The 21,693-nt window shown below is 39.1% G+C and carries 13 protein-coding genes; 8 read left to right on the forward strand and 5 right to left on the reverse strand.

Translation table 11 applies throughout. The features are described from left to right. Window positions 1–46: 46 nt before the first annotated feature. From NFU46_RS06365 to dinG, 4 genes are read right to left on the reverse strand one after another with little or no spacing between them, the layout of a single operon-like run. Window positions 47–940: a histone deacetylase gene (locus NFU46_RS06365; RefSeq protein ID WP_251600733.1), complete on the reverse strand. Its 894-nt coding sequence runs from the start codon at window positions 938–940 to the stop codon at window positions 47–49. Further along, window positions 937–1,545: a primosomal replication protein gene (locus tag NFU46_RS06370; RefSeq protein WP_251600655.1), complete on the reverse strand. Its 609-nt coding sequence runs from the start codon at window positions 1,543–1,545 to the stop codon at window positions 937–939. The genes NFU46_RS06365 and NFU46_RS06370 overlap by 4 nt, the downstream gene beginning before the upstream one ends. Beyond that, a complete protein-coding gene (locus tag NFU46_RS06375) occupies window positions 1,546–2,322 on the reverse strand; it encodes a TSUP family transporter (protein WP_055021493.1) in 777 nt (258 codons plus the stop codon). Continuing rightward, a complete protein-coding gene (gene dinG, locus NFU46_RS06380) occupies window positions 2,322–4,397 on the reverse strand; it encodes an ATP-dependent DNA helicase DinG (protein ID WP_251600658.1) in 2,076 nt (691 codons plus the stop codon). Before dinG ends, NFU46_RS06375 begins: the two co-directional genes overlap by 1 nt. Before the next feature lie 150 nt (window positions 4,398–4,547). On the opposite strand from dinG, the gene NFU46_RS06385 reads away from it, so the two are divergent. From NFU46_RS06385 to NFU46_RS06420, 8 genes are all read left to right on the forward strand, one after another. After that, window positions 4,548–6,896: a DNA polymerase II gene (locus NFU46_RS06385; protein WP_251600661.1), complete on the forward strand. Its 2,349-nt coding sequence runs from the start codon at window positions 4,548–4,550 to the stop codon at window positions 6,894–6,896. Between the two features lie 244 nt (window positions 6,897–7,140). Continuing rightward, window positions 7,141–9,762: a TonB-dependent receptor domain-containing protein gene (locus NFU46_RS06390; RefSeq protein WP_251600664.1), complete on the forward strand. Its 2,622-nt coding sequence runs from the start codon at window positions 7,141–7,143 to the stop codon at window positions 9,760–9,762. A 62-nt stretch (window positions 9,763–9,824) separates the two neighbouring features. Next, on the forward strand, window positions 9,825–10,706 hold the full coding sequence (locus NFU46_RS06395) for a class I SAM-dependent methyltransferase (protein ID WP_251600666.1): 882 nt from the start codon (window positions 9,825–9,827) through the stop codon (window positions 10,704–10,706). A gap of 394 nt (window positions 10,707–11,100) precedes the next feature. Next, the gene (locus tag NFU46_RS06400; protein ID WP_251600669.1) at window positions 11,101–13,743 is read left to right on the forward strand and encodes a TonB-dependent receptor domain-containing protein; all 2,643 of its coding nucleotides are present in this window, start codon (window positions 11,101–11,103) and stop codon (window positions 13,741–13,743) included. Window positions 13,744–13,803: 60 nt separating this feature from the next. Continuing rightward, entirely contained in the window at window positions 13,804–14,685 is an 882-nt protein-coding gene (locus tag NFU46_RS06405; protein ID WP_251600672.1) for a class I SAM-dependent methyltransferase, read from the forward strand. 115 nt (window positions 14,686–14,800) lie between these two features. Then, window positions 14,801–19,003, forward strand: a complete 4,203-nt coding sequence (locus NFU46_RS06410) for an ATP-binding protein (protein ID WP_251600676.1) — start codon at window positions 14,801–14,803, stop codon at window positions 19,001–19,003. Between the two features lie 111 nt (window positions 19,004–19,114). After that, entirely contained in the window at window positions 19,115–19,420 is a 306-nt protein-coding gene (locus NFU46_RS06415) for an H-NS family nucleoid-associated regulatory protein (RefSeq protein ID WP_063707100.1), read from the forward strand. A gap of 68 nt (window positions 19,421–19,488) precedes the next feature. Then, window positions 19,489–21,234: a DEAD/DEAH box helicase gene (locus tag NFU46_RS06420; RefSeq protein WP_251600677.1), complete on the forward strand. Its 1,746-nt coding sequence runs from the start codon at window positions 19,489–19,491 to the stop codon at window positions 21,232–21,234. 26 nt (window positions 21,235–21,260) lie between these two features. On the opposite strand, the gene NFU46_RS06425 is transcribed toward NFU46_RS06420, so the two are convergent. Continuing rightward, entirely contained in the window at window positions 21,261–21,593 is a 333-nt protein-coding gene (locus NFU46_RS06425; protein WP_251600680.1) for a ribonuclease E inhibitor RraB, read from the reverse strand. Between the last annotated feature and the right edge of the window lie 100 nt (window positions 21,594–21,693).

Consider the following 21,693-nt stretch of genomic DNA (forward strand, 5'->3'; position numbering starts at 1 on the left):
ACAAAATAAGCCCAATTAAACAGTCACTTTTAGTGTATACCAAGCTTTAAAATAAATCGACAGCCGCCCTAAAAAGCTGACCATGAACATCAACCAAACGGCTTACATTTCGTTGATAGCCACCGCCCATGGCTGCAAACACTGGGGTTTCTGCTTGCTTTGCTTGGTTTAATACAAAATAGTCACGTTGATACACTCCCTCTAAACTAACTTGAAAGTGCCCTAACTCGTCATCTGTTGCGATGTCTGCGCCGGCGTTATACAAAATGATATCTGGCTGGTGGAGTCTAGTTGTTAGGGCTAAAGCTTGTTTGACGGTCTCTAGGTATTCAGCATCTGAAGTGCCATGCTCTAAAGCAAAATCGTAGTTTGATTGCTGCTTAATGCGGGGGAAGTTTTGCTGACAATGAATTGAGCAGCTAATTATTTGAGGATGTAGTTGCGTAACTTCAGCTGTGCCATCGCCTTGGTGAACGTCACAGTCAAAGATTAATACGGTGTCGGCCTGCTCAGTATCAATCAAGTGTGCAGCAGCTATCGCTAAGTCATTAAAAATACAAAAGCCACTACCATATCCTGTAAAAGCATGATGATAACCACCACTTAGGTTAAAAGCAGCACCCTGTTGTAATGCAAACTCAGCGCCTTGAATACTCGCCCCAACAGAGTAAAGTGTTCGTTCAACCAATTGAGTAGACCAAGGAAAGCCCATTTTTTTAATGGCTTTGCTATCAAGACTACCAGCTAAAAATGCGTCGACATACGCGGGGTTATGGCACAGAGTAAGCTGAGCTTTAGTGGCTTGTTGTGGGGTAATGAAATACTGTTCATCAATGAAGTTGCTGACAAGCTGTTTTAACAAGCGATATTTATCAATGGGAAAGCGGTGACGCTCAGGTAAAGCTAACGCTGAATAACTTGGATGGTAGTAAAACATTATCTCAGCTGCTGTTTCTCGACCTGTTGAATTTTGTCTTCAGTGGCAGAAATTGCCTTACGACAACGGCCAAGTCTTGCGTGTAATGCGAGTATTTCTTTGTTAATTTCGGCTGCTTGCTGTGTATTTGCAGCTTCAAGTTTTAGTTTTCGCTCTTCGATCATCAATACTAAGCGGCGTTCAAACTCATGGTTTTGCTTTAGTTCGTCATAAAGTTCATGGGATGACTGCATGATTTTTTTAACTGCTTGTTTATAAACCTGTGGTTTAGCTTTTGGCTTAAAACTGTACTTATTTTCTTTAGCCCATACAGGGGTTGATTTGATCACATTAAATACCGCCTCTACCTGAAGGGTAATGCGCTCAAGTGCATATTGGTAAGCATGGCGATGCTCAGCAGGCGGCAAGCTGTTAAGCTCATCTTCGATTTCGCTTACGTAGTCCGCTAGCTTCATACTTTTTGTGCTAAACACGGCTTTATCAAACAAACTTGGTTGGGCTTGCATATAGCGATTTTTAGCAAATAAATTACCCTTATCAAATTGTGTGGCTAATTGTTTGAGCCTTTCAATTTGTGAACGTAGTTTATCAAAAGCAGTCGTTTGCATTTATAAATAAGCCTCATAGATTAACTTTAATGCTAACACTATAACCACAGTGTTAAACACTGGGCGGATCATTTTACTACCAAACTTTATTGCTGAATGTGCTCCTAACCATGCTCCAAGCATCAAGAAAAAGCCCATTGTGATACCAAGTAAAAAGTTCACATGGCCAAGCGCCACGAATGTGATCAAAGAAATAAAGTTTGAAACAAAGTTCATTGAGCGGGCAAGGCCACAGTTAAGCAACAAACTCATTTTATATAATAGGCTATTTGAGGCTGTCCAAAATGTGCCAGTGCCGGGGCCTGCTAAACCATCAAAAAAACCAAGGCCTAATCCTTGTAGCCATTGTTTAATTTTAGTTTTGCTATCAAGCTTTGGTAACTCGTTATGCTCAGTTGTACTCAAACTGCCAAATAAGCTGTAACAAGCGACTAAAATAATCACCACCGGTAGTAATTTATTTAAAAATTCAATACTTAAGTAATCAACCACTAAAGTGCCTACGAGTGCCCCAATAGCTGTCGCTAAAATAGATGCAGCCCAAAACCGTGGGTTGAACAACTTTTTACGAAAATAAGTCACGCTGGCCGTCAATGAGCCAAAACTCGCTGCAAGTTTATTGGTACCTAAGGTGAGATGGGGCGGTAAGCCTGCAGTTAATAGCGCTGGCACAGTTAACATCCCGCCACCGCCTGCAATTGCATCAATAAAGCCCGCTGCCAGTGCGACTGCGCATAATAGTGCCCAGGTTGCTGGGTCTAAAGCTAATTCAAACATTAATAATCAATTTGTCTTTTAAAAGGTGGCAAGGTATCGAGCATGGCTTTGCCATATCGCTTGGTCACTAAACGGCGATCAAGGATAGTAATGCGACCCTGATCATTTTCTTTGCGCAGCAGTCTACCACAGCTTTGTACTAATTTCTTTGCCGCATCAGGTACGGTTATCGAAAGAAACGGGTTGCCACCTTTACTTTGCACAAACTCAGCCTGCGCTTCTTCTATTGGTGAGGTAGGCACCGCAAATGGAATTTTTGTAATTACCAGGTTTTCTAAGTATTTACCTGGTAAATCAAGACCCTCAGATAAACTTTGAGTACCAAATAAATAGCTAGCACGGCCTAAATCTACATTAGCTTTATGTTTTTTCAACAGTGCTTCACGAGACATTTCACCTTGCACTAAGATCTCAATTCCTTTGCTACGCAGTGCTTTTACAACATGATCCATCTGCCAATAAGAGGCAAACAACACTAAATTTGCTTTTTTATCATCAAGGAACTTAGGTAATTGCTCAGCCAAGTGGTCGCTAAACGCTTTATCGGTCGGCTCAATATGGCTGGCAGGGATATGTAGCGTCGCTTGTTTTGGGTAATCAAACGGAGAAGGGACTTTTATGTATTTTACGCCTTCTTCTTTGGCAAGACCGCATTCATAGGCAAAGTGATCAAATGAACCCAATGCAGTTAAGGTGGCTGAACAAAGCACGGCACCCGCACATTGATTCCATAACTTATCTTTTAGGTAATAGCCAACTTCAATAGGGCAATCACTGAGTAAATGGTCGTGATGGTTCTTATATTCTAAGCGTTTGATCCAGCGCGCATGGGGAATTCCTTCGCCTTTTGTCGCGTAGCTAAACCACAGCTTGTTTAATAACTCTAAACGGTTAATGTACTGACCACTTTCTGCCAAGATTGGATCAGCCACATAAGGTTTTATATCACCATCACTTACGTCTTGCACTAAGGTGTCATGCATCTTGTTGAGTGCTCTTAGGGCATCAAGGGTGGCATCGCTAATATCTTTTGCTTTGGCATGTAAAGAAGCAGGGATTTCACCATGTTCAAAACGATAGGTGTCATCACTGTTATAATTAAAGTCTGCGTTATCAAGAATATCACGCACCACTTTTAAGTTTTTACCAGCATCATTGATACTGTCACTGAGCTTAAAATTTTGCCCAATCGCTTTTTGACCTACGAGCACATTAGCCATTTTACCAGCAAATTTTACCAGTTTGTCGAGCCAGTCTATGGTGCCTTTAATGGTTGCTGCAGCAGAAGAAAAATCGCGGGTGATGTGCGCTAAATGGTGCGCTTCATCGATTACATAAATTGTATCGTCAGGCTCAGGTAGAATTTTACCGCCACCCAAATCAAGATCAGCCAGTAATAAAGAATGGTTGATCACTAGCACATCCATTTGCATAAGACGCTGACGTGCCATATGAAAAGGGCAGAGCTGATGAGCGCGCATTTGTCGTTGGCATGAATGCTTATCACAGGCAATTAAATTCCACACTTTATCAGGAATAGTATCAGCCCAGCTATCGCGGTCACCTTGCCATTGTTTTTTTGAATAAGCATCATAAAGTTGCTTTAAGCATTTGGTTTCCATATCAGAAAGCGGCGATGACAGGGTCGGCATAAACTCCATTTGCGTTTGACTGTCGCCATTAACGGCGGCACTGAGTTTTTGTGCACAGATATAACGCTGTCGACCTTTCACTAAATCAAACTTGATGTCTAGGCCAGAGTGCTCTTTAAAAAAAGGCAGCTCCTTACTAATTAACTGCTCTTGTAGGGCAACGGTTGCCGTAGAAATCACTAATTTCTTTTTCTTGGCCATCGCTAAGGGCAATGCCCCTAAACAATACGCTAACGATTTTCCGGTCCCGGTGCCTGCTTCAATAACACAAATTCGTTGGCTCTTGTGATATTCGCCAGCCAGCGTTTTTGCTATCTCGGCAACTAAATAGTTTTGACTGCTTCGTGGGCGATAATCGGTGAGGTTATCAGCAACATGCTTATGAATTTGCCGAATTGTTTTTTTTAAAGAGTCAGAAAGCATGCCCAGAAAACCTAAAGTATGTATATAATTACAGTAATGAATTTTAGAGATTTAACTGGGCAACTACAAGCGACTTGTTACTTTAATTAGTTAATCAACTTAGCTTTGCTTAACTAACATGCCTAAATTATATTAAAAAGGTTTAATTACATGCAGTTAGCCTCCGGCTTTATTCTTTCCACGCAATGCTATGATAGCGCTAAGGGCATTTCGATTGTGGCGTGGATTTTATCTAAGCAAGGACCTGTAAAACTCATAAGCACACCACAAAGAGCAGTGTTCTTTATTAATGAATCTCAAATAGACGCTGCGAATAGAGTGTTTTCAGAGCATGGTATTTTTTGTGAAATTAAACCTGTGGCACTGAAGAGCTTTATGCAACAACAAGTAGTTTCTTGTTACTTTTCCTCATTAAAGCACTATTACAATGCAGCGAAACGACTCAAAGCGCAGCATATAAAAGTATATGAGGATGATATTCGTCCTGTTGATAGGTTTTTGATGGAACGTTTCATAAAAGGGTCAGTTTGGGCTCAAGGAAGGCCAATAAAAAGCCATCCATATCCTGTTTTAACAGATACTAAGTTCAAAAAAAATAACGATTTTACGCCGCAGTTTTCAAGTTTGTCGCTCGATATAGAATGTAATGGTGAAGGAGTGCTATTTTCAATAGGTCTAGTAGGGGCACACATAGATACAGTGTTGATGGTAGGCCAGCCACAAGATACCAGTGAACTTGAATTTAACCTTCATTGGTGTGTGGATGAAATTGATTTACTCAATCAGCTTTGTATACACATTGAAACTGTCGACCCTGATGTGATCATTGGTTGGAATGTGATTGAATTTGATTTTAGTGTTTTACATGCCCGCGCTGAAGCACTCGGTGTTGAATTACCGCTTGGCCGCAATAAAGAAAAAATGCAGCTGCGGCAAGGTAATTTTACCCGTATTACAATACCTGGCCGCGTAGTTGTAGATGGTATTGATACCCTAAAAAACGCCACCTATCACTACGATAGTTTTAGTCTTGCCAATGTAGCGAGTATTGAGCTTGGTGAAGAGAAGCTGATCAGCACAGATAATCGCTTAGAAGAAATTATTCGCCAGTTTAATGAAGACAAACTGTCTCTTGCTAATTACAACAGACAAGATTGCATGTTAGTGCTGCGAATTTTTGAGAAACTTAAGTTACTCGATTTTGCTGTTGTGAGAAGCCAACTCACCGGACTTGAATTAGAACGAATGGGTGGCTCAGTTGCCGCCTTTACTAACCTTTATCTACCGCTACTACATAGAAGTGGCTATGTAGCCCCTAATTTAGGCGATCATGGCTTAAGTTTTGACAGCCCAGGTGGTTATGTCATGTCATCGCTGCCTGGCCTATATAAGAATATCTTGGTGCTTGACTACAAAAGCCTCTATCCATCAATAATGCGCACATTTTGTATAGACCCTCTGGGACTAATTGAAGGTTTAAAAAAGCCAGATGACGCAATCGAAGGTTTTAACCAAGCACAGTTTTCACGTACTGAGCACCATTTGCCTGAGCTTATTCGTGAACTTTCAGCAACAAGACAAATAGCCAAAGATAAAAACCAGCCTATGCTCTCGCAGGCCATTAAAATCATTATGAATAGTTTATACGGTGTACTTGGCTCTAAAGGTTGTCGTTTTTATGACCCGAGATTGTCGAGCTCAATTACTTTACGTGGCCATGAAATAATGCAAACAACTAAGCAATGGATAGAAGAGTGGGGCTATAACGTCATTTATGGTGATACAGATTCAACCTTTGTTAAACTTGACGATGATCTAAATTCACTAAACTGTAATGAAATCGGTACGAAACTGGCAGATAAAATTAACAAACGCTGGCAGCAAGTTTTACAGCAAGATTATAAAATAGACAGTTTTTTAGAAATTGAGTACGAAACCCATTATAGCCCATTTTTTATGCCCACAATTAGAGGCAAAACAATGGGTTCAAAAAAGCGTTATGTAGGAAAAGTCGAAAAAAATGGCGCTTCAAAATTAGTCTTTAAAGGTATGGAAACCGTAAGAAGTGATTGGACAGAACTTGCCCATGAGTTTCAGACAGAATTATTTGAAATATTATTTTCTGAAAATTACAGAGAAGAATCTATTTTTCAAGCCTTTGATAGGTATGTTAAAAAACTTTATGCAGGTGAATTTGATTCTAAGCTAACCTATCGCAAGCGACTGGGTCAGCATCTTACTGATTACCAAAAAAACATCCCTCCTCATGTAAAAGCAGCGAAACAGTATTTAGCTGACAACCCCCATCTAACGTTTCAACGTGGTCAAATAATTGAATATGTGTACACCGCTAAAGGCGCTGAGTACTACACAGGTCAACATAATTATGATTATGGCATTTATGTTAATAAACAATTATTGCCAATAGCTGAAATGATTGTTGTTGATTTAGGGACTTTTGCTTCATCGGTAATAAATAAACAAATTCAATTGTTTTAAAACTTAAAACTTCACGCTTGTCCCGTTTTTAGTGGGGTTGCTGGTGTTTTGTTTTGTACGAATTTTGCTCGATAGATTAAAGTTTGGTTTCATTTGTGGTTTTTTATTAATTTTTTATAAACAAATGTCTGGATATTTTGTTTAATTTGTTTATTATTTGTTGGTCGCAGTCCTGATGCGATAACAAATAATAAACAAGCTTATGCTAAATATAACCACAATATAGTGGTCCAGGGAGAATCAAATGTTAAATAATAAAGTTTCTAAAGCAGTTCGCTTAGCAATTGCTTTTGGTGCTGCATCAACAGCTGCATTTTCTGCATCTTCTGTTGCGGCTGAAGACGACAGCGCAGAAAAAGTTGAGCGTATTCAAGTAACAGGTTCACGCATCAAGCGTACTGATCTTGAAGGTGCATCGCCTGTAATCAGCATCACATCTGCTGATATTAAAATGGAAGGTGACTTTACTGTAGCTGATGCTCTTCGTTCAAGCTCACTGAACTCATTCGGCTCTTTCTCAGAGCGTTCAGGTAGCTCAGCTCAGTCTCAAGCAACAATCAACTTACGTGGTGCAGGTTCTCGTCGTACACTTGTACTATTAAACGGTCGTCGTTTCCCAGGTTCACCAACTTTAGGTGGCGCATCAGCTAACTTAAATGCTATTCCAATGGCTGCAGTTGAGCGTATCGATATCATGACTGAAGGTGCATCATCTATCTATGGTTCTGATGCAATGGCTGGTGTTGTTAACGTTATCTTAAAAGACAACTACGAAGGCTTAAGCTTCAACATTGGTGCTGGTCACCGTGATCAAGACGAAGGTACAACATCTTCTGAGTTCTCAGTTGTAGGTGGTATCTCAAACGATAAAGGTAACATCACGTTTGCATATGATTACCAAAAACGTGAAGGTATCAGCGATGGTGCTCGTGATTACACTAAAGCTAAAATCGGCGATTTAGATGGTGATGGTGATATCGAAGCATACACTGCAGATACTGTGGGTTGGTCTTATTACGGTGCGACAGTTCTTTCACCTGATTTTTCTGAAGCACGCGCATCACTACTTTGTGATGACCTAATCGCTGAATACGGTGAAGATACATTCCGTCGCGTAGATGCAAATGAAGACTGGGGCCCTGGTTCTGAATACTGTATGTATGCTTTCGCTAACGTATCTTACAATACAGCGTCTATTGATCGTAACACGCTTTACATCAGCTCTAACTATGAAATTGCTGATAACGTAGAGTGGTTCGGCCAAACAATGTTCGTTCAAAACTCATCATTCGGTCGTTATGCTCCACCTGCAGCACCTTGGACAAATATGTCTGCAGACAATGAGCATAACCCATATGGTGAAGATGGCGCATACGGCCTATTCCGTTGGGTTGGTATCGGTACTCGTGATGGTAACGTAGATGACTACAATATCGATTTAACAACAGGTTTACGTGGTTTCCTTGATTGGAACAATGCGTCTTGGGAAGTTTACTATCACCGTAACAAAGCAGACAATAAGTCAGTTGGTCAATACTACCTATCATACTCAGGTCTAGCTTATAACCAAGCAAATGATATCGACTTAGGTTCAGATGAAGGTGTTGCTAATATGAAAGCAACGACTCTTCAAGAGTCTTCTTCTACATTTGACCAATACTTTGCTGGTTTAGGCTTTGATTTATTTGAACTTCCAGGTGGTCAAGTAGCTCACTACGTAGGCATGGAATACTTTGAGCAAACTTATGCTGATATCTACGATGGTCAATCAGCTGCAGGCCTTATTGGTGGTTCAGCAGGTAACTCATCTGAAGGTATGCGTGATGTTACTGCATTCTTCTTCGAATCAGTATTACCAGTAACTGAAACAGTAGAAGTAAACATTAAAGCTCGTTACGATGATTATTCTGATTTCGGCGACAACATTGCCCCAGCAGTGTCTGCTCGTTGGCAAGTAGCTGATAACATCGTTATCCGTGGTTCATACTCTGAGTCTTTCCGTGCTCCAGGTCTTGACCTTCTAAACGCAGCACGTACATTCTCAGCAGAATCTGCAATCGACTATGCTAATGGTTCAACTACATCACGTCAGTATGATACTTATTACACGCAAAACTCTGAGTTAGATGCTGAAACTTCAGATTACACTAACCTTGGTGTTGCATGGGATGTAAACGACAATCTTACGTTCAAAGTTGATTACTTCCAATTAGCAATCGATAATGTAATTCAGTCTAAGTCACTTCAGTCTCTACTATCAGATGAAGCTGCAGGTCTAATCTCTGCAGTATCAGTAGACACAGATACTTCAAATGAAACTTTCTACTTGAAACGTGCGGCTTCAGGTACTCTAGTTGAAGCTGGTACATCTTACTTTAACGGTGCAGGTTTCGAAATTGAAGGTATCGACTTTACAATCGCTGCTAACATCGAGACTGGTTTTGGTGATTTCCGTTTCCAAAACGTAAATAGCTTCGTGCTTTCTTACGACCAAGAAGTTGGCGGTGTTGTACAAGATACATCTGGCTGGTCAGGTCAACCTGAACTTAAATCTGTTGCTACCGTTGCTTGGTCTTATGAAGATCATTCTTTAGCGTGGAATGCAACTTATACAGATAGCACTTCTGAAACTGAAGTAGATGAAGATGGTGACGGTTACTATGATCAATCAGGCAAGCTTGATAGCTGGTTAGTTCATAACTTAACTTACACTTATAACGCAGGTGCATATGGTGCACTTACTTTCACTGTTAACAACTTAACAGATGAAGATCCAGTGTTATCATCAAACGGTACTTGGGATAACCAAGACCTTTATAATAACTTTGGTCGTGATTACCGTGTAAGCTATTCAATTAGCTTCTAATTAAGTTTTTTGAATGCAAAAAAGGCTGAATTTATTCAGCCTTTTTTATTTATGGAGATGTTATGAGCGACCATTGGACAAATTATTGGCAGCAAGGGCATTTGACCTCTTTTGGTAATGGTTTTAAAAATAACTATCAAGGTGCACTTCAACAATTTTGGTATAGCTTTGCGAATAAGTTAGAAGAAAATGCAGCTATACTAGATGTTGGCACAGGGAACGGTGCTTTAATTCAGCTATTACAGAAAGATAAAAAATTAAACTGTTTTGGCGTCGATAAGGCAACGATTCATCCAGAGGTTTCAAAAAGTATAGGTGGAACCTTTCTATCGAACACTGCCGTTGAAAAATTACCATTTAATGATGATGAGTTTTCGTGTGTAGTTGCGCAATTCGCTCTAGAATACAGTCTAATCAATAAAAGTATTCAAGAAGTATTTCGGGTGTTACAGAGAAAAGGGGTATTTGCGTTTGTATGCCACCACCCAGAGTCAATAATCGTAAAGCCTAACACACTTATTTTATCTGCGGCACATTTTGTCAAAAGAAATATTACACCCAGTTTAACTGCTTTGATTAGCTGCCTAGATGAAAAGGGGTTTGCTTTTGCTGAACGTTACTTTGATGAAATAAACACTCAAATCAAAAATGAGTTTAAAAATGATACCGATGCTTTAGCAGGGACTAACTTACCTGCGTTTCTGAGCTTTCTGCTCCAAAATGTGAATAACAAGATAGACTTCAAAAAAGCATTATCTCTTTTTATGAATGAATTAGATCTACTTATTCTTAGACTCACTGAATTAGTAAATGCTGCGACTCAATCAACCACTTTAATTAATAAAGTTAAAGCTGTTTCCACGAGTTATGACGAAGGGAAAATTTTCGATAACAACCATAGTGGATTGTTAGCCACTTACATAGTAGGCAGGGCTAGCATTTAGAGCTTCTTTACTCTCTTTAATAAAAGTAGCATTTTAAAATTAGATGTTACTTTTTCTGTAACTAACTTCTTTTTGCGAATTTTTAATAATTTCATTTATATCAACTCAGAAATTATATAGTTGCATTTTTCACTCAGTCAAAGCTAGTTACTAAGCCTTTCCTTGAAAGTTACTTTCATTATTAGCAATTGTTTTGTACCCATTGTTAACATGTGCAGTTGATTATTGAGTATTTGTTAATTTTTGATTTTCCCTTTAAAAACAAAGGTTAAAAATAAGTTGACCAAAAGTTGTACCTGATATTAGTATTTGATAGCTCTAAAGGGTTGTTTAGCTCTTTGGGGTTAAAATAAATTAATAAAGTCATAACATGGATATGACCAGGGAGAATCAAATGTTAAATAATCAAGTTTCAAAAGCAGTTCGCTTAGCAATTGCTTTTGGTGCAGCGTCAACAGCTGCATTTTCTGCATCAACTATTGCAGCTGAAGATGATAGTGTAGAAAAAGTTGAGCGTATTCAAGTAACAGGTTCACGCATCAAGCGTACTGATCTTGAAGGTGCATCGCCTGTAATCAGTATCACATCTGCTGATATTAAAATGGAAGGTGACTTTACTGTAGCTGATGCTCTTCGCTCAAGCTCACTAAACTCATTCGGCTCATTCTCAGAGCGTTCAGGTAGCTCTGCTCAGTCTCAAGCAACAATCAACTTACGTGGTGCAGGTTCTCGTCGTACACTTGTACTATTAAACGGTCGCCGTTTCCCAGGTTCACCAACTTTAGGTGGCGCATCAGCTAACTTAAATGCTATTCCAATGGCTGCAGTTGAGCGTATCGATATCATGACTGAAGGTGCATCATCTATCTATGGTTCTGATGCAATGGCTGGTGTTGTTAACGTTGTATTAAAAGATAACTACGAAGGCTTAAGCTTCAACATAGGTGCTGGCCACCGTGACCAAGATGAAGGCACAACATCTTCTGAGTTTTCAGTTGTAGGTGGTATCTCAAACGATAAAGGTAACATCACGTTTGCATATGATTACCAAAAACGTGAGGGTATCAGCGATGCTGCACGTGATTATACTAAAGCTCAAATTGGCGATTTAGATGGTGATGGTGATATCGAAGCATACACTGCAGATACTGTGGGTTGGTCTTACTACGGTGCGACAGTTCTTTCACCTGATTTTTCTGAAGCACGCGCATCACTACTTTGTGATGACCTAATTGCTGAGTACGGCGAAGATACATTCCGTCGTGTAGATGCGAATGAAGATTGGGGCCCTGGTTCTGAATACTGTATGTATGCTTTTGGTAATGTATCTTACAATACAGCGTCTATTGATCGTAACACGCTTTACATCAGCTCTAACTATGAAATTGCTGATAACGTAGAGTGGTTTGGTCAAACAATGTTCGTTCAAAACTCATCATTTGGCCGTTATGCTCCACCTGCTGCCGCGTGGGAGAGTATGTCAGCTGATAATCCGCATAACCCTTACGGCGTAGACGATGCATATGGGTTATTCCGTTGGGTTGGTATCGGTACTCGTGACGGTAACGTAGATGACTACAATATCGATTTAACGACAGGTCTTCGTGGTGATTTGGACTGGAACAATGCGTCTTGGGAAGTTTACTATCACCGTAACAAAGCAGACAATAAGTCAGTTGGTGAATACTACCTTTCTTATGCTGGTTTAGCATACAACCAACAAAATGATATATCTTTAGATTCTGAAGAAGGTATTGCTAATATGAAAGCAACAACCCTTCAACAATCTTCTTCTACATTTGACCAATACTTTGCTGGTTTAGGCTTTGATTTATTTGAACTTCCTGGTGGCACAGTAGCACACTACGTAGGTATGGAGTACTTTGAGCAATCTTTTGCTGATATTTATGATGGTCAGTCAGAAGCCGGTCGAATTGGTGGTTCAGCAGGTAACTCTTCTGAAGGTAAGCGTGATGTAACTGCATTCTTCTTCGAATCAGTGCTTCCAGTGACTGAAACAGTAGAATTGAACTTAAAAGCTCGTTACGATGATTATTCTGACTTCGGCGATAATATTGCACCTGCAATTTCAGCTCGTTGGCAAGTAGCTGATAACATCGTTATCCGTGGTTCATACTCTGAGTCTTTCCGTGCTCCAGGCCTTGACCGTTTGAATGCAGCACGTTCATTCTCTGCAGAAGACGCAATCGATTATGCAAATGGATCTACTACAGAACGCCAGTATGATACTTATTACACACAAAACTCAGAGCTAGATGCGGAAGAATCTGATTACACTAACCTTGGTATCGCTTGGGATGTAAACGATAACCTTACTTTCAAAGTTGATTACTTCCAGTTACAAATCGATAATGTAATTCAGCAAAAGACATTACAGTCGCTATTATCTGATGAAGCTGCAGGTTTAATTTCTGCAGTATCAGTAGACACAGATACTTCAAACGAAACTTTCTACTTGAAGCGTGCAGCATCTGGAACACTTATTGAAGCGGGTACATCTTACTTCAATGGTGCTGGTTTTGAGGTTGAAGGTATCGACTTTACTATTGCTGCAAACCTTGAAACAGGGTTCGGTGATTTCCGTTTCCAAAACGTAAATAGCTTTGTACTTTCTTATGAAGAAGAGGTAGGCGGTCGAGTTCAAGATACATCAGGCTGGTCTGGTCAACCTGAACTTAAATCTGTTGCTACCGTTGCTTGGTCTTATGAAGATCACTCGCTGGCATGGAATGCAACATTTACTGATAGCACTAGTGAGTTTGAAAGAGCACCTCTTGATGCTGATGATAACCCAATCCCAGGTGCTAAATATGATGTATCAGGTAGACTTGATAGCTGGTTGGTACACAACTTAACCTACACCTATAACGCAGGTGCTTATGGTGCACTTACCTTCACTGTTAATAACTTAACAGATGAAGACCCTGTATTATCATCAAATGGAACTTGGGATGATCAAGACCTATATAATAACTTTGGTCGTGATTACCGTGTAAGCTATTCAATTAGCTTCTAATTAAGTTTATTAAACGCAAAAGGCTGAATTTATTCAGCCTTTTTTATTTGTGGAGTAATAATGAGTGATCATTGGACTAATTACTGGCAGCAGGGACATTTGACGTCATTTGGAGGTGGATTCAAAACTAACTACGAAGGAGAACTCAAAAATTTTTGGCAAAGGTTTGCGGACAATATAGCTGAACATTCTAGTGTACTTGATATAGGTACCGGTAATGGTGCGTTAATAGAATTAATACAGAAAAATCATGATTTTAACTGTGTAGGTGTCGATAAAGCTTTAATTCATAAAGATTATATTAACTTGGTAAAAGGTGAGCTTTTATCTGGTGTTTCTGCAGAGATACTGCCATTTGAAAGTAGTCGATTTGACTATGTGATATCTCAGTTTGCTATTGAATACACTAATATTGATAAAAGCCTAGAAGAAGTAATTAGAGTACTAAAAAATAAAAGAAACTTTGTATTTATTTGCCACCACCCTGAATCGGTGATTATTAAATCGAATCAAGAAATTCTTAATATTTCAAATGAAATCAAAAGCAAACTACTTACTAGCCTGAATGTTCTTGCAAGAGCACTCGTTGAAGAGGATCATGACTTGATAAACAGCAGTTTTGAATTTATTGATACCTTCACTTTTGAGAGGTGTGGAAATATACATGGCTTGAAAGGAACCAATTTACTTTCTTTTGTTGATTTTTTGAAAAAAAACCAAGGTAAGAAAATTCGATTCGTTGAAGCATTTAAATTATTTCAAAAAGAGCTCGAATTATTGATATTGAGATTGCAAGAGCTAACACAAGCTGCAGATAACTTACCCTTAATAATAAATAAGTTAAACCAAGAAAATATAGATCTTGAAGTTGGCTATATAAGAGAAGATAAAAGTTCAACTTTGTTAGCCTGCTTTTTGTATGCTAAAGCAACTAAATTTTAGCAATCAATTGAATTATGAAATAGAAAGTTTTTAGAGTAAAAATTAGTTATTTGTACCAACTCAGTTAATCTCTTATACTAGAATTTCCAGATTAACAATTAGTTAAGGCTTTTAGTTGAGTAAAATTACTGTATTTACCCTTCTTTTAGTACTTTCATTACTTGTATCACTTAGCGCAAAAGCTCAAAAAAACAGCGTAACACTAAAAGCGGGTATCGTTAATTATAACTTTTTTCCTTACCACACCCGGGATGCTGATGGGCAGTTTTCTGGCGTTATTGTTGGCTATAGTAATGAAATCGCTCGACTAGCTGAAGCTGACCTCGAATACCGTGTTTATGACAGCTTAAACGAGCTATTAGATGCACTTAAAGCCGGTGATATCGACTTTGCCGTTGGCCTAAATAAAACCTCGCAGCGTAAAAAGCATTATTTATTTTCAACACCCTTCATGGAAGCGCCAAGAGGCATTGTCGCAAATCAGTCTATCGCAAATGATGCTTTGAAAAACTTAGCGAGTTTACGTTGGGTGTGCATTACGGGTAGCTCACATTGTGAATACTTAGTTGAAAATGGCGCGCTATTTATTAATCGTTTTATAAAACCCGAAGACGCCTTTAAAAAAGTAGCGGATGGCTCGTTTGATGCGTTTATGGGTGATTACTCGGTTTTATCTCACCAACTAAAGAATCGCTCACAAGAGAACCTGAAAGTTGTAAGCCCAGTTTGGTTATCGAGCGAAACCTTGCATGTAATGTTTAATAAAAACAAAACAGCATTACGCAATCAGGTTAATTCGGTATTAGCCGCTATTTCACCAACCACGAAACAACTATGGGAAAGTTCTGCTAGTGAAGAATATTTAGCCGCTAAAGCGTATAGTCAATTTAAGCGTGACTTTAACCGTATTGATAAAAAAGAAGAAAATAATTACTTACTGACATTTTCTTTTGTCGATGGTTTATATCCAATTCATGCGACAAGTAATTTAGGAGAAGCAGACGGCTATTTAAACGATACTCTTGAGCTTTTAGCGCAGCGCAGTGACTTTCAGTTTAAGTATATACCTGCGGCTAATTCGAAAGAGTTAGAACGACTATTTTTAGCCAATAAAATTGATTTAATCCCGACCATGAATCCGACGAAAATAGATGAGGGGGTGTTGATAGCGCTGCCAGCTCATTACAGTTTAGAGATGGTGTTAATCTCTAAACGAGCAAGCCAAACTAAACGAATTGGTTATTTAGAAGCGTTTGCTGACCCTAAGCAAAAGCTTGTAACGAATGAACTCGTTGAAACGGTATCATTTGACTCAATTAAAACGCTATTTTATGCACTGAGAAATGACAACATTGATGCTGTGATACTGCCGCAAAGTATTGCTGCATACCAGTTAAACCAATTCTATATTGGTGAGTTTTATATTAATCCAAAATACCGTTATACCCAGCCTATTTACTTTTTAGTGAATAAGCACTTTTCAGAGTTTGCGACTTTGCTAGATAGCTTATTTAAAACACTGACCAGCAACGATTTTAGCCATGTTGTGAACCGTCATGGCATTTTTAGTATTGAACGTGGTTACGACCGTAAAACAGTGAATACCACGGCAATTCTTATTTTAATTTTAATCGCTGTGTCTGTGATTTATTTTATTAGCTGGCGGTTAACTATTAATCGCGAAATTGCAAAGCGTAAAGAAGCTGAAGAAGTGGCATTGATTAAGCTTAACTTTACCCAAAAACTCATTGATGACTTACCCACTATGGTGGTGATTCAAGATCAGCATCAAAAACGCGTTATGTGGAATCGTGCCTACAAAGAAAATTTTGCTCACTTATGGGATGAAAATAACCAATATCTGCGCGGCGACATTAAAGTCGTAAAAAAACTAATTTCACAAAATGAACAAAGTTTAAATTCAGGCAAAGTCATTAATCAGCATATTAATTACACTAACAAATCTGGCAAAGAACTGGAGCTGCTTTACACTAAAAAGCCGTATGTGGGGTTAGATGGTGAACTAGCAGGCATCATGACAGTACTTACTGATGTTACTGAGCACCGCCATTTACAACGTGAGAATCAGTCAGTTCAACAGCTTCTACAAACCATCACAGATACCATACCCGGCGGCGTATTCCAGTATGAGTATTATGACAATGGTGAGGGGTGTTATACCTATATAAGTAAGGGCGCGCAGAGCTTATTAGGTGTCACTTCACGAATGATTAACCAGCGCGGTATGACGGGATGTATCTCGCCATTTATTGTTGATGAAGACCGCGTGCAAATCGCCAAGAGTTTTAAAGCCGCGACAAAACAAAACAAACTGATCGATATTGAGTTTCGGATAAATAATCTCGGCCAGCAAATTTGGTGTCGTTATATTGCTAATGCTGAAATTAATAAACGAGACGATAAGCAAGGTGTGCGTTGGAACGGGATCTTGCTGGACATCAGCTTACTTAAACGTCAACAAGCAGACTTAAGTAAAGCTACTCAGCTTGCACATCAAGCTGATCTAGCAAAAAGCCGCTTTATTGCCACTATGAGTCATGAATTAAGAACGCCAATGTCTGGGGTAAATGGCTTTATAGAGTTGTTAAAATCATCACCGCTTGATGAAGAGCAGCATTATCTCGTTGAGCACATTGATAGCTCTGTAACCAAGCTTCGCACATTAGTGGATGATATTTTATATTTTGCTAACACCACGACAGGCAATATTGAAGTTGAATTACGTGAGGTCGACCTAGAAGCACATTTATGTCGTGTTTTGCGTGCCCATGAATACCTAGCTAAGCAAAAAGGGCTTGAGTTTAACGTGATATGGCGCACAGCTGCTTATACCTTAGCTTCTGTTGACATAAGCCACTTGATGCAGGTTCTCTCTAATGTTTTAAATAACGCTGTGAAGTTTACTGAAAATGGTTCAATAAGCTGCGATGTGTTATTTGAGAAGCAGTCTTTAAAAATTGAAATATCAGATACAGGTAAAGGTATGACAGCTGAGCAGTTGGCGCATACATTTACCCCTTTTGAGCAAGCTGACAACTCAATTCAACGTCGCCATGGAGGTACAGGCTTAGGCTTGAGCTTGGCAAAGCAACTTGTAGAAGCAATGCAAGGTGAAATATCCATTTCAAGTACTTTTGGTAAAGGTACCAATGTTTACATTGCTGTGCCACTTAAAAGCGTCAGCAAACAAAAACTGCAGGCTGTATCAGTGAATTGGGCTGTGTGTTCACAAGACCATCAGTTATTAAATAATCTAGCTAATATGGGTGTAAAGCATCATCAATTAAGTTGGCCAATAGATATAGAGGCATTTACACAGGAAGATAATATTCTTATTGATGAAAGCTATATTAAAGCGTTATGGGGCGCTAACTGGCTGCAATCAATTAGTACTGCAACCAATAACTACATTTTAGTCGCAAGTGCAAAAAAAGAGCATAGGCCGGCTAATTGTAGCTGTCATATTTTACCTACAGAGCCATTATATCCAGATACTCTAAGAGAGCTTTTAGATAATGTACATACCAGCAATGATGAGGGGTTGGCTGCGCAAAATGCTCAGTTACATGGGCAAATATTAATAGCTGAAGATAATAAAACAAATCAATTATTACTCGAAAAACAATGCCAGAAGCTCGGTATCAAAGCCGTGATGGTTGATGATGGTATTGCTGCACTCAGAGCACTTGAAACAGGACAGTTTGATTTATTACTAACCGACTGTCATATGCCTGACTTAGATGGGTTTAAATTAACGGAGCAATTACGTAATCAAGAAAAATTTAAACATTTGCCAATTATTGGCTTTACCGCTGATGATTCTCAAGAGTGTTTAAATACAGCCTTAAAGTCAGGAATGAATAGTGTTTTATTTAAGCCTTATAAGCTTAATGAATTATATAATCGTCTAGCTGAGTTTATAGATTTAAGCTCTAATGATTTGCCTAATAGCAGTGAAGGCGTTGATATCAGTTTACAAGGTATAAAAGATAAGCAGCATTGGTTAACTGTTTTTGGTAATGAGAGTGATGCGAAAATGCTTGCCGACGTATTTATTAACAGTTTGCAAAGTGATTTAAATACTCTGCAAGAGCACTTGGAAGCTCAAAATTTAGAAAAGGTTTCTGCTGCAATACATAAGCTTAAAGGAGCTATTGTAATGCTGCAATATCCACCTTTGTCTGAACTAATCGTAGCAACGGAAAGTAGCTTTAATCAGCAGCAAGACACATTAATTGTTGAGAAATTAATTGCTGAATTAAATGATGTTATAGATAAAATTAAGCTATGGCTATAATGAAAAAATAGGATAAATAATAAACATAGAATAGATTATTTCATTAAATCCACATATACTAGTTATTGTTGAACATTTTAACTTTACTTTTAATTTTTAAGAGAGCTCTCAATGAAAGAAATCCGATCTTTTGTAAAATCTGCGTCATTATCTGAATTAGAAAAAGCAAAACAGCTAATTGACACAGCAATCGAGAAATATACTCAACAGCAAGAAGCTAAAAAAGAAGTACTCGATTTACTAAAAGAAAAAGGACTTACATTAGAAGATCTACAGGATGTAGCAACAACAGATAAACGTACTAAGGTTAAACCAAAGTACCGCATCGAATTTAATGGCGAAATTGTTGAGTGGACAGGCCGTGGCAAACGTCCTAAAGCATTCCAAGGTGTCGATTTAACAAAACACCTCGCTTAATTTTTGCTTTAAAGAATATCAAGGGAAGCGTATGCTTCCCTTTTTTATGTCGATTATAGTCCGATAACATGAAGTACGTACTCAGACCCTACCAACAAGAGGCCGTAGCACGCACGGTTGCTCACTTTCGACAAACTGACGACGCCGCGCTGATTGTTTTACCAACAGGGGCTGGAAAAAGCCTTGTTATTGCTGAACTTGCGCGCATTGCTAAACAAAAGATTATGGTGCTCGCGCATGTTAAAGAATTAGTAGAGCAAAACGCCGATAAATATATTAGCTTTGGTTTTAAGGCGAGTATTTTTTCTGCGGGGTTAAAGCAAAAGTCTTTAACAGAGCAAGTCACCTTTGCGAGTGTGCAATCACTGGCACGCAATACAGAAAAGCTCACTGATGATTACTCTTTGTTGATCATTGATGAATGCCACCGTGTAAGCGGTGATGAACAAAGTCAGTACGGGCAGGTGATAGCGAGTCTAAAAAAACAAAATCCCAATCTTAAAGTACTTGGCTTAACCGCAACACCATTTCGTATGGGGATGGGTTGGGTTTACCATCATCACTATCATGGTTTTGTTAGAGGTGATAAAGATGCACCGTTTAAAAAGTGTATTTTTGAGCTACCACTGCGCTATATGATTAAGAACGGCTATTTAACGCCGCCCCATGAAGTCGATGCAGCCATTAGCCATTATGACTTTTCATCATTACCGAGTGATTCATTTGGTCGGTATAGTATTGAGAATATGAATGCGTTATTGAAAGATAATACACGCGCAACAAAAGCGATTATCAAGCAAGTTATAGAATACAGTGAACAGCGTCATGGCGTGATGATCTTCGCAGCAACCGTAATGCATGCCAAAGAAATTACCAGTTATTTACCTGAGGATAGTACGGCACTTATCACGGGTGATACTGATAATAACGAGCGTGACCGAATTATTAATCAATTTAAAGCAAAACAAATAAAATATTTAGTAAATGTATCCGTACTCACGACGGGTTTTGATGCGCCTCATGTCGATTATATTGCGATTTTACGTCCCACCGAGTCGGTCAGTTTATACCAACAGATTGTTGGTCGAGGCCTTCGTTTAAGCGAAGGAAAAAAAGACTGCTTAGTGATTGATTATGCAGGTAACGGCTTTGATTTGTTCTACCCTGAGGTCGGCAGTAAAAAAGCGCAAAGTGATAATGAGCCTGTTCAAGTGCTGTGTCCAGGCTGTGGATTTGCGAATATTTTTTGGGGTAAAACAGACAGCGAAGGCAAAGTGGTTGAGCATTTTGGTAGGCGTTGCCAAGGCTTGCTGGACGATGGTGAAGAACAAGTACAGTGCGATTATCGTTTTCGGTTTAAAGAATGTGAGCAGTGTGGTGAACAAAATGATATTGCTGCAAGGCAGTGTCAGTCCTGTGGTACCATGATGGCAGACCCTGATGATAAACTACGAGAAGCACTAAATTTAAAAGATGCCTTGGTATTAAGGTGTAGTGGTTTGTCAGCTCAAGTGCTAGCAAAAGGTTTACTTAAAATTAGCTATTATGATGAAGATGGAGCCAGTTGTGATGAGGTATTTAACTTAGCAAATGACACCGGACGTTTTATTTTTAATAAGCAGTTTGGTAAGCGAGCAGCACCAGGTTTTACCCCAATAGATTGGCAAAGCGCGGAGCAGGTTGTCAATTTACAACAGCAACTACTTGCACCCGATTTTGTGATTGCGCGTAAAAATAAAAAATACGGTTGGAAAGTGGCTGAAAAGCTATTTGATTATCAGGGCAATTTTCGTAAGGCGAATCAATTAAATTGATCCCCTTACGAGATTGTGGGAATGGCTTATTCTTCTTCGGCCATCAACCCCCAACCATCGCCATAACCATTATGGCTATTAGCAATGCTTTCTAAGTATTGTTCTGTTTGGCTAAGTAAGGTGTGATCTGGCACCATCTTCACACGAGTAATTACTTCCCACACCCCTGTATCTGGGCATTTGGCTAACTCTGTTGAAGGGGCAAGTTCATCACTTGTAATTGCTTCAGCAAACTTTTCTGCTTCAGGCTTTTGTTCAAAAAGAATATAGAAATCGATGGTGTGCATACTGGTTAAATCGACACCAGCGTCAGCAATTTCAGCTAATAATTGACCGTTTTCGTCATCAGGGAAGTGCATTTAGTCGCTCATTCATTATAAATCTAGGTATTATCCGCTATTGTAGCGAAAATAATTGTTTAACGCGTACTAATTTTAACATTTCAATTATGTCAGTGGC

Origin of the sequence: Pseudoalteromonas sp. NCCP-2140 (genome assembly GCF_023708065.1) — a bacterium.
Classification (GTDB): domain Bacteria; phylum Pseudomonadota; class Gammaproteobacteria; order Enterobacterales; family Alteromonadaceae; genus Pseudoalteromonas.

Bases quoted from the DNA above. Each gene is read 5' to 3' on its own strand.
- NFU46_RS06370 (WP_251600655.1), bottom strand. From the start codon at position 1,545: ATGCAAACGACTGCTTTTGATAAACTACGTTCACAAATTGAAAGGCTC.
- NFU46_RS06375 (WP_055021493.1), bottom strand. From the start codon at position 2,322: ATGTTTGAATTAGCTTTAGACCCAGCAACCTGGGCACTATTATGCGCA.
- dinG (WP_251600658.1), bottom strand. From the start codon at position 4,397: ATGCTTTCTGACTCTTTAAAAAAAACAATTCGGCAAATTCATAAGCAT.
- NFU46_RS06385 (WP_251600661.1), top strand. From the start codon at position 4,548: ATGCAGTTAGCCTCCGGCTTTATTCTTTCCACGCAATGCTATGATAGC.
- NFU46_RS06390 (WP_251600664.1), top strand. From the start codon at position 7,141: ATGTTAAATAATAAAGTTTCTAAAGCAGTTCGCTTAGCAATTGCTTTT.
- NFU46_RS06395 (WP_251600666.1), top strand. From the start codon at position 9,825: ATGAGCGACCATTGGACAAATTATTGGCAGCAAGGGCATTTGACCTCT.
- NFU46_RS06400 (WP_251600669.1), top strand. From the start codon at position 11,101: ATGTTAAATAATCAAGTTTCAAAAGCAGTTCGCTTAGCAATTGCTTTT.
- NFU46_RS06405 (WP_251600672.1), top strand. From the start codon at position 13,804: ATGAGTGATCATTGGACTAATTACTGGCAGCAGGGACATTTGACGTCA.
- NFU46_RS06415 (WP_063707100.1), top strand. From the start codon at position 19,115: ATGAAAGAAATCCGATCTTTTGTAAAATCTGCGTCATTATCTGAATTA.
- NFU46_RS06420 (WP_251600677.1), top strand. From the start codon at position 19,489: ATGAAGTACGTACTCAGACCCTACCAACAAGAGGCCGTAGCACGCACG.
- NFU46_RS06425 (WP_251600680.1), bottom strand. From the start codon at position 21,593: ATGCACTTCCCTGATGACGAAAACGGTCAATTATTAGCTGAAATTGCT.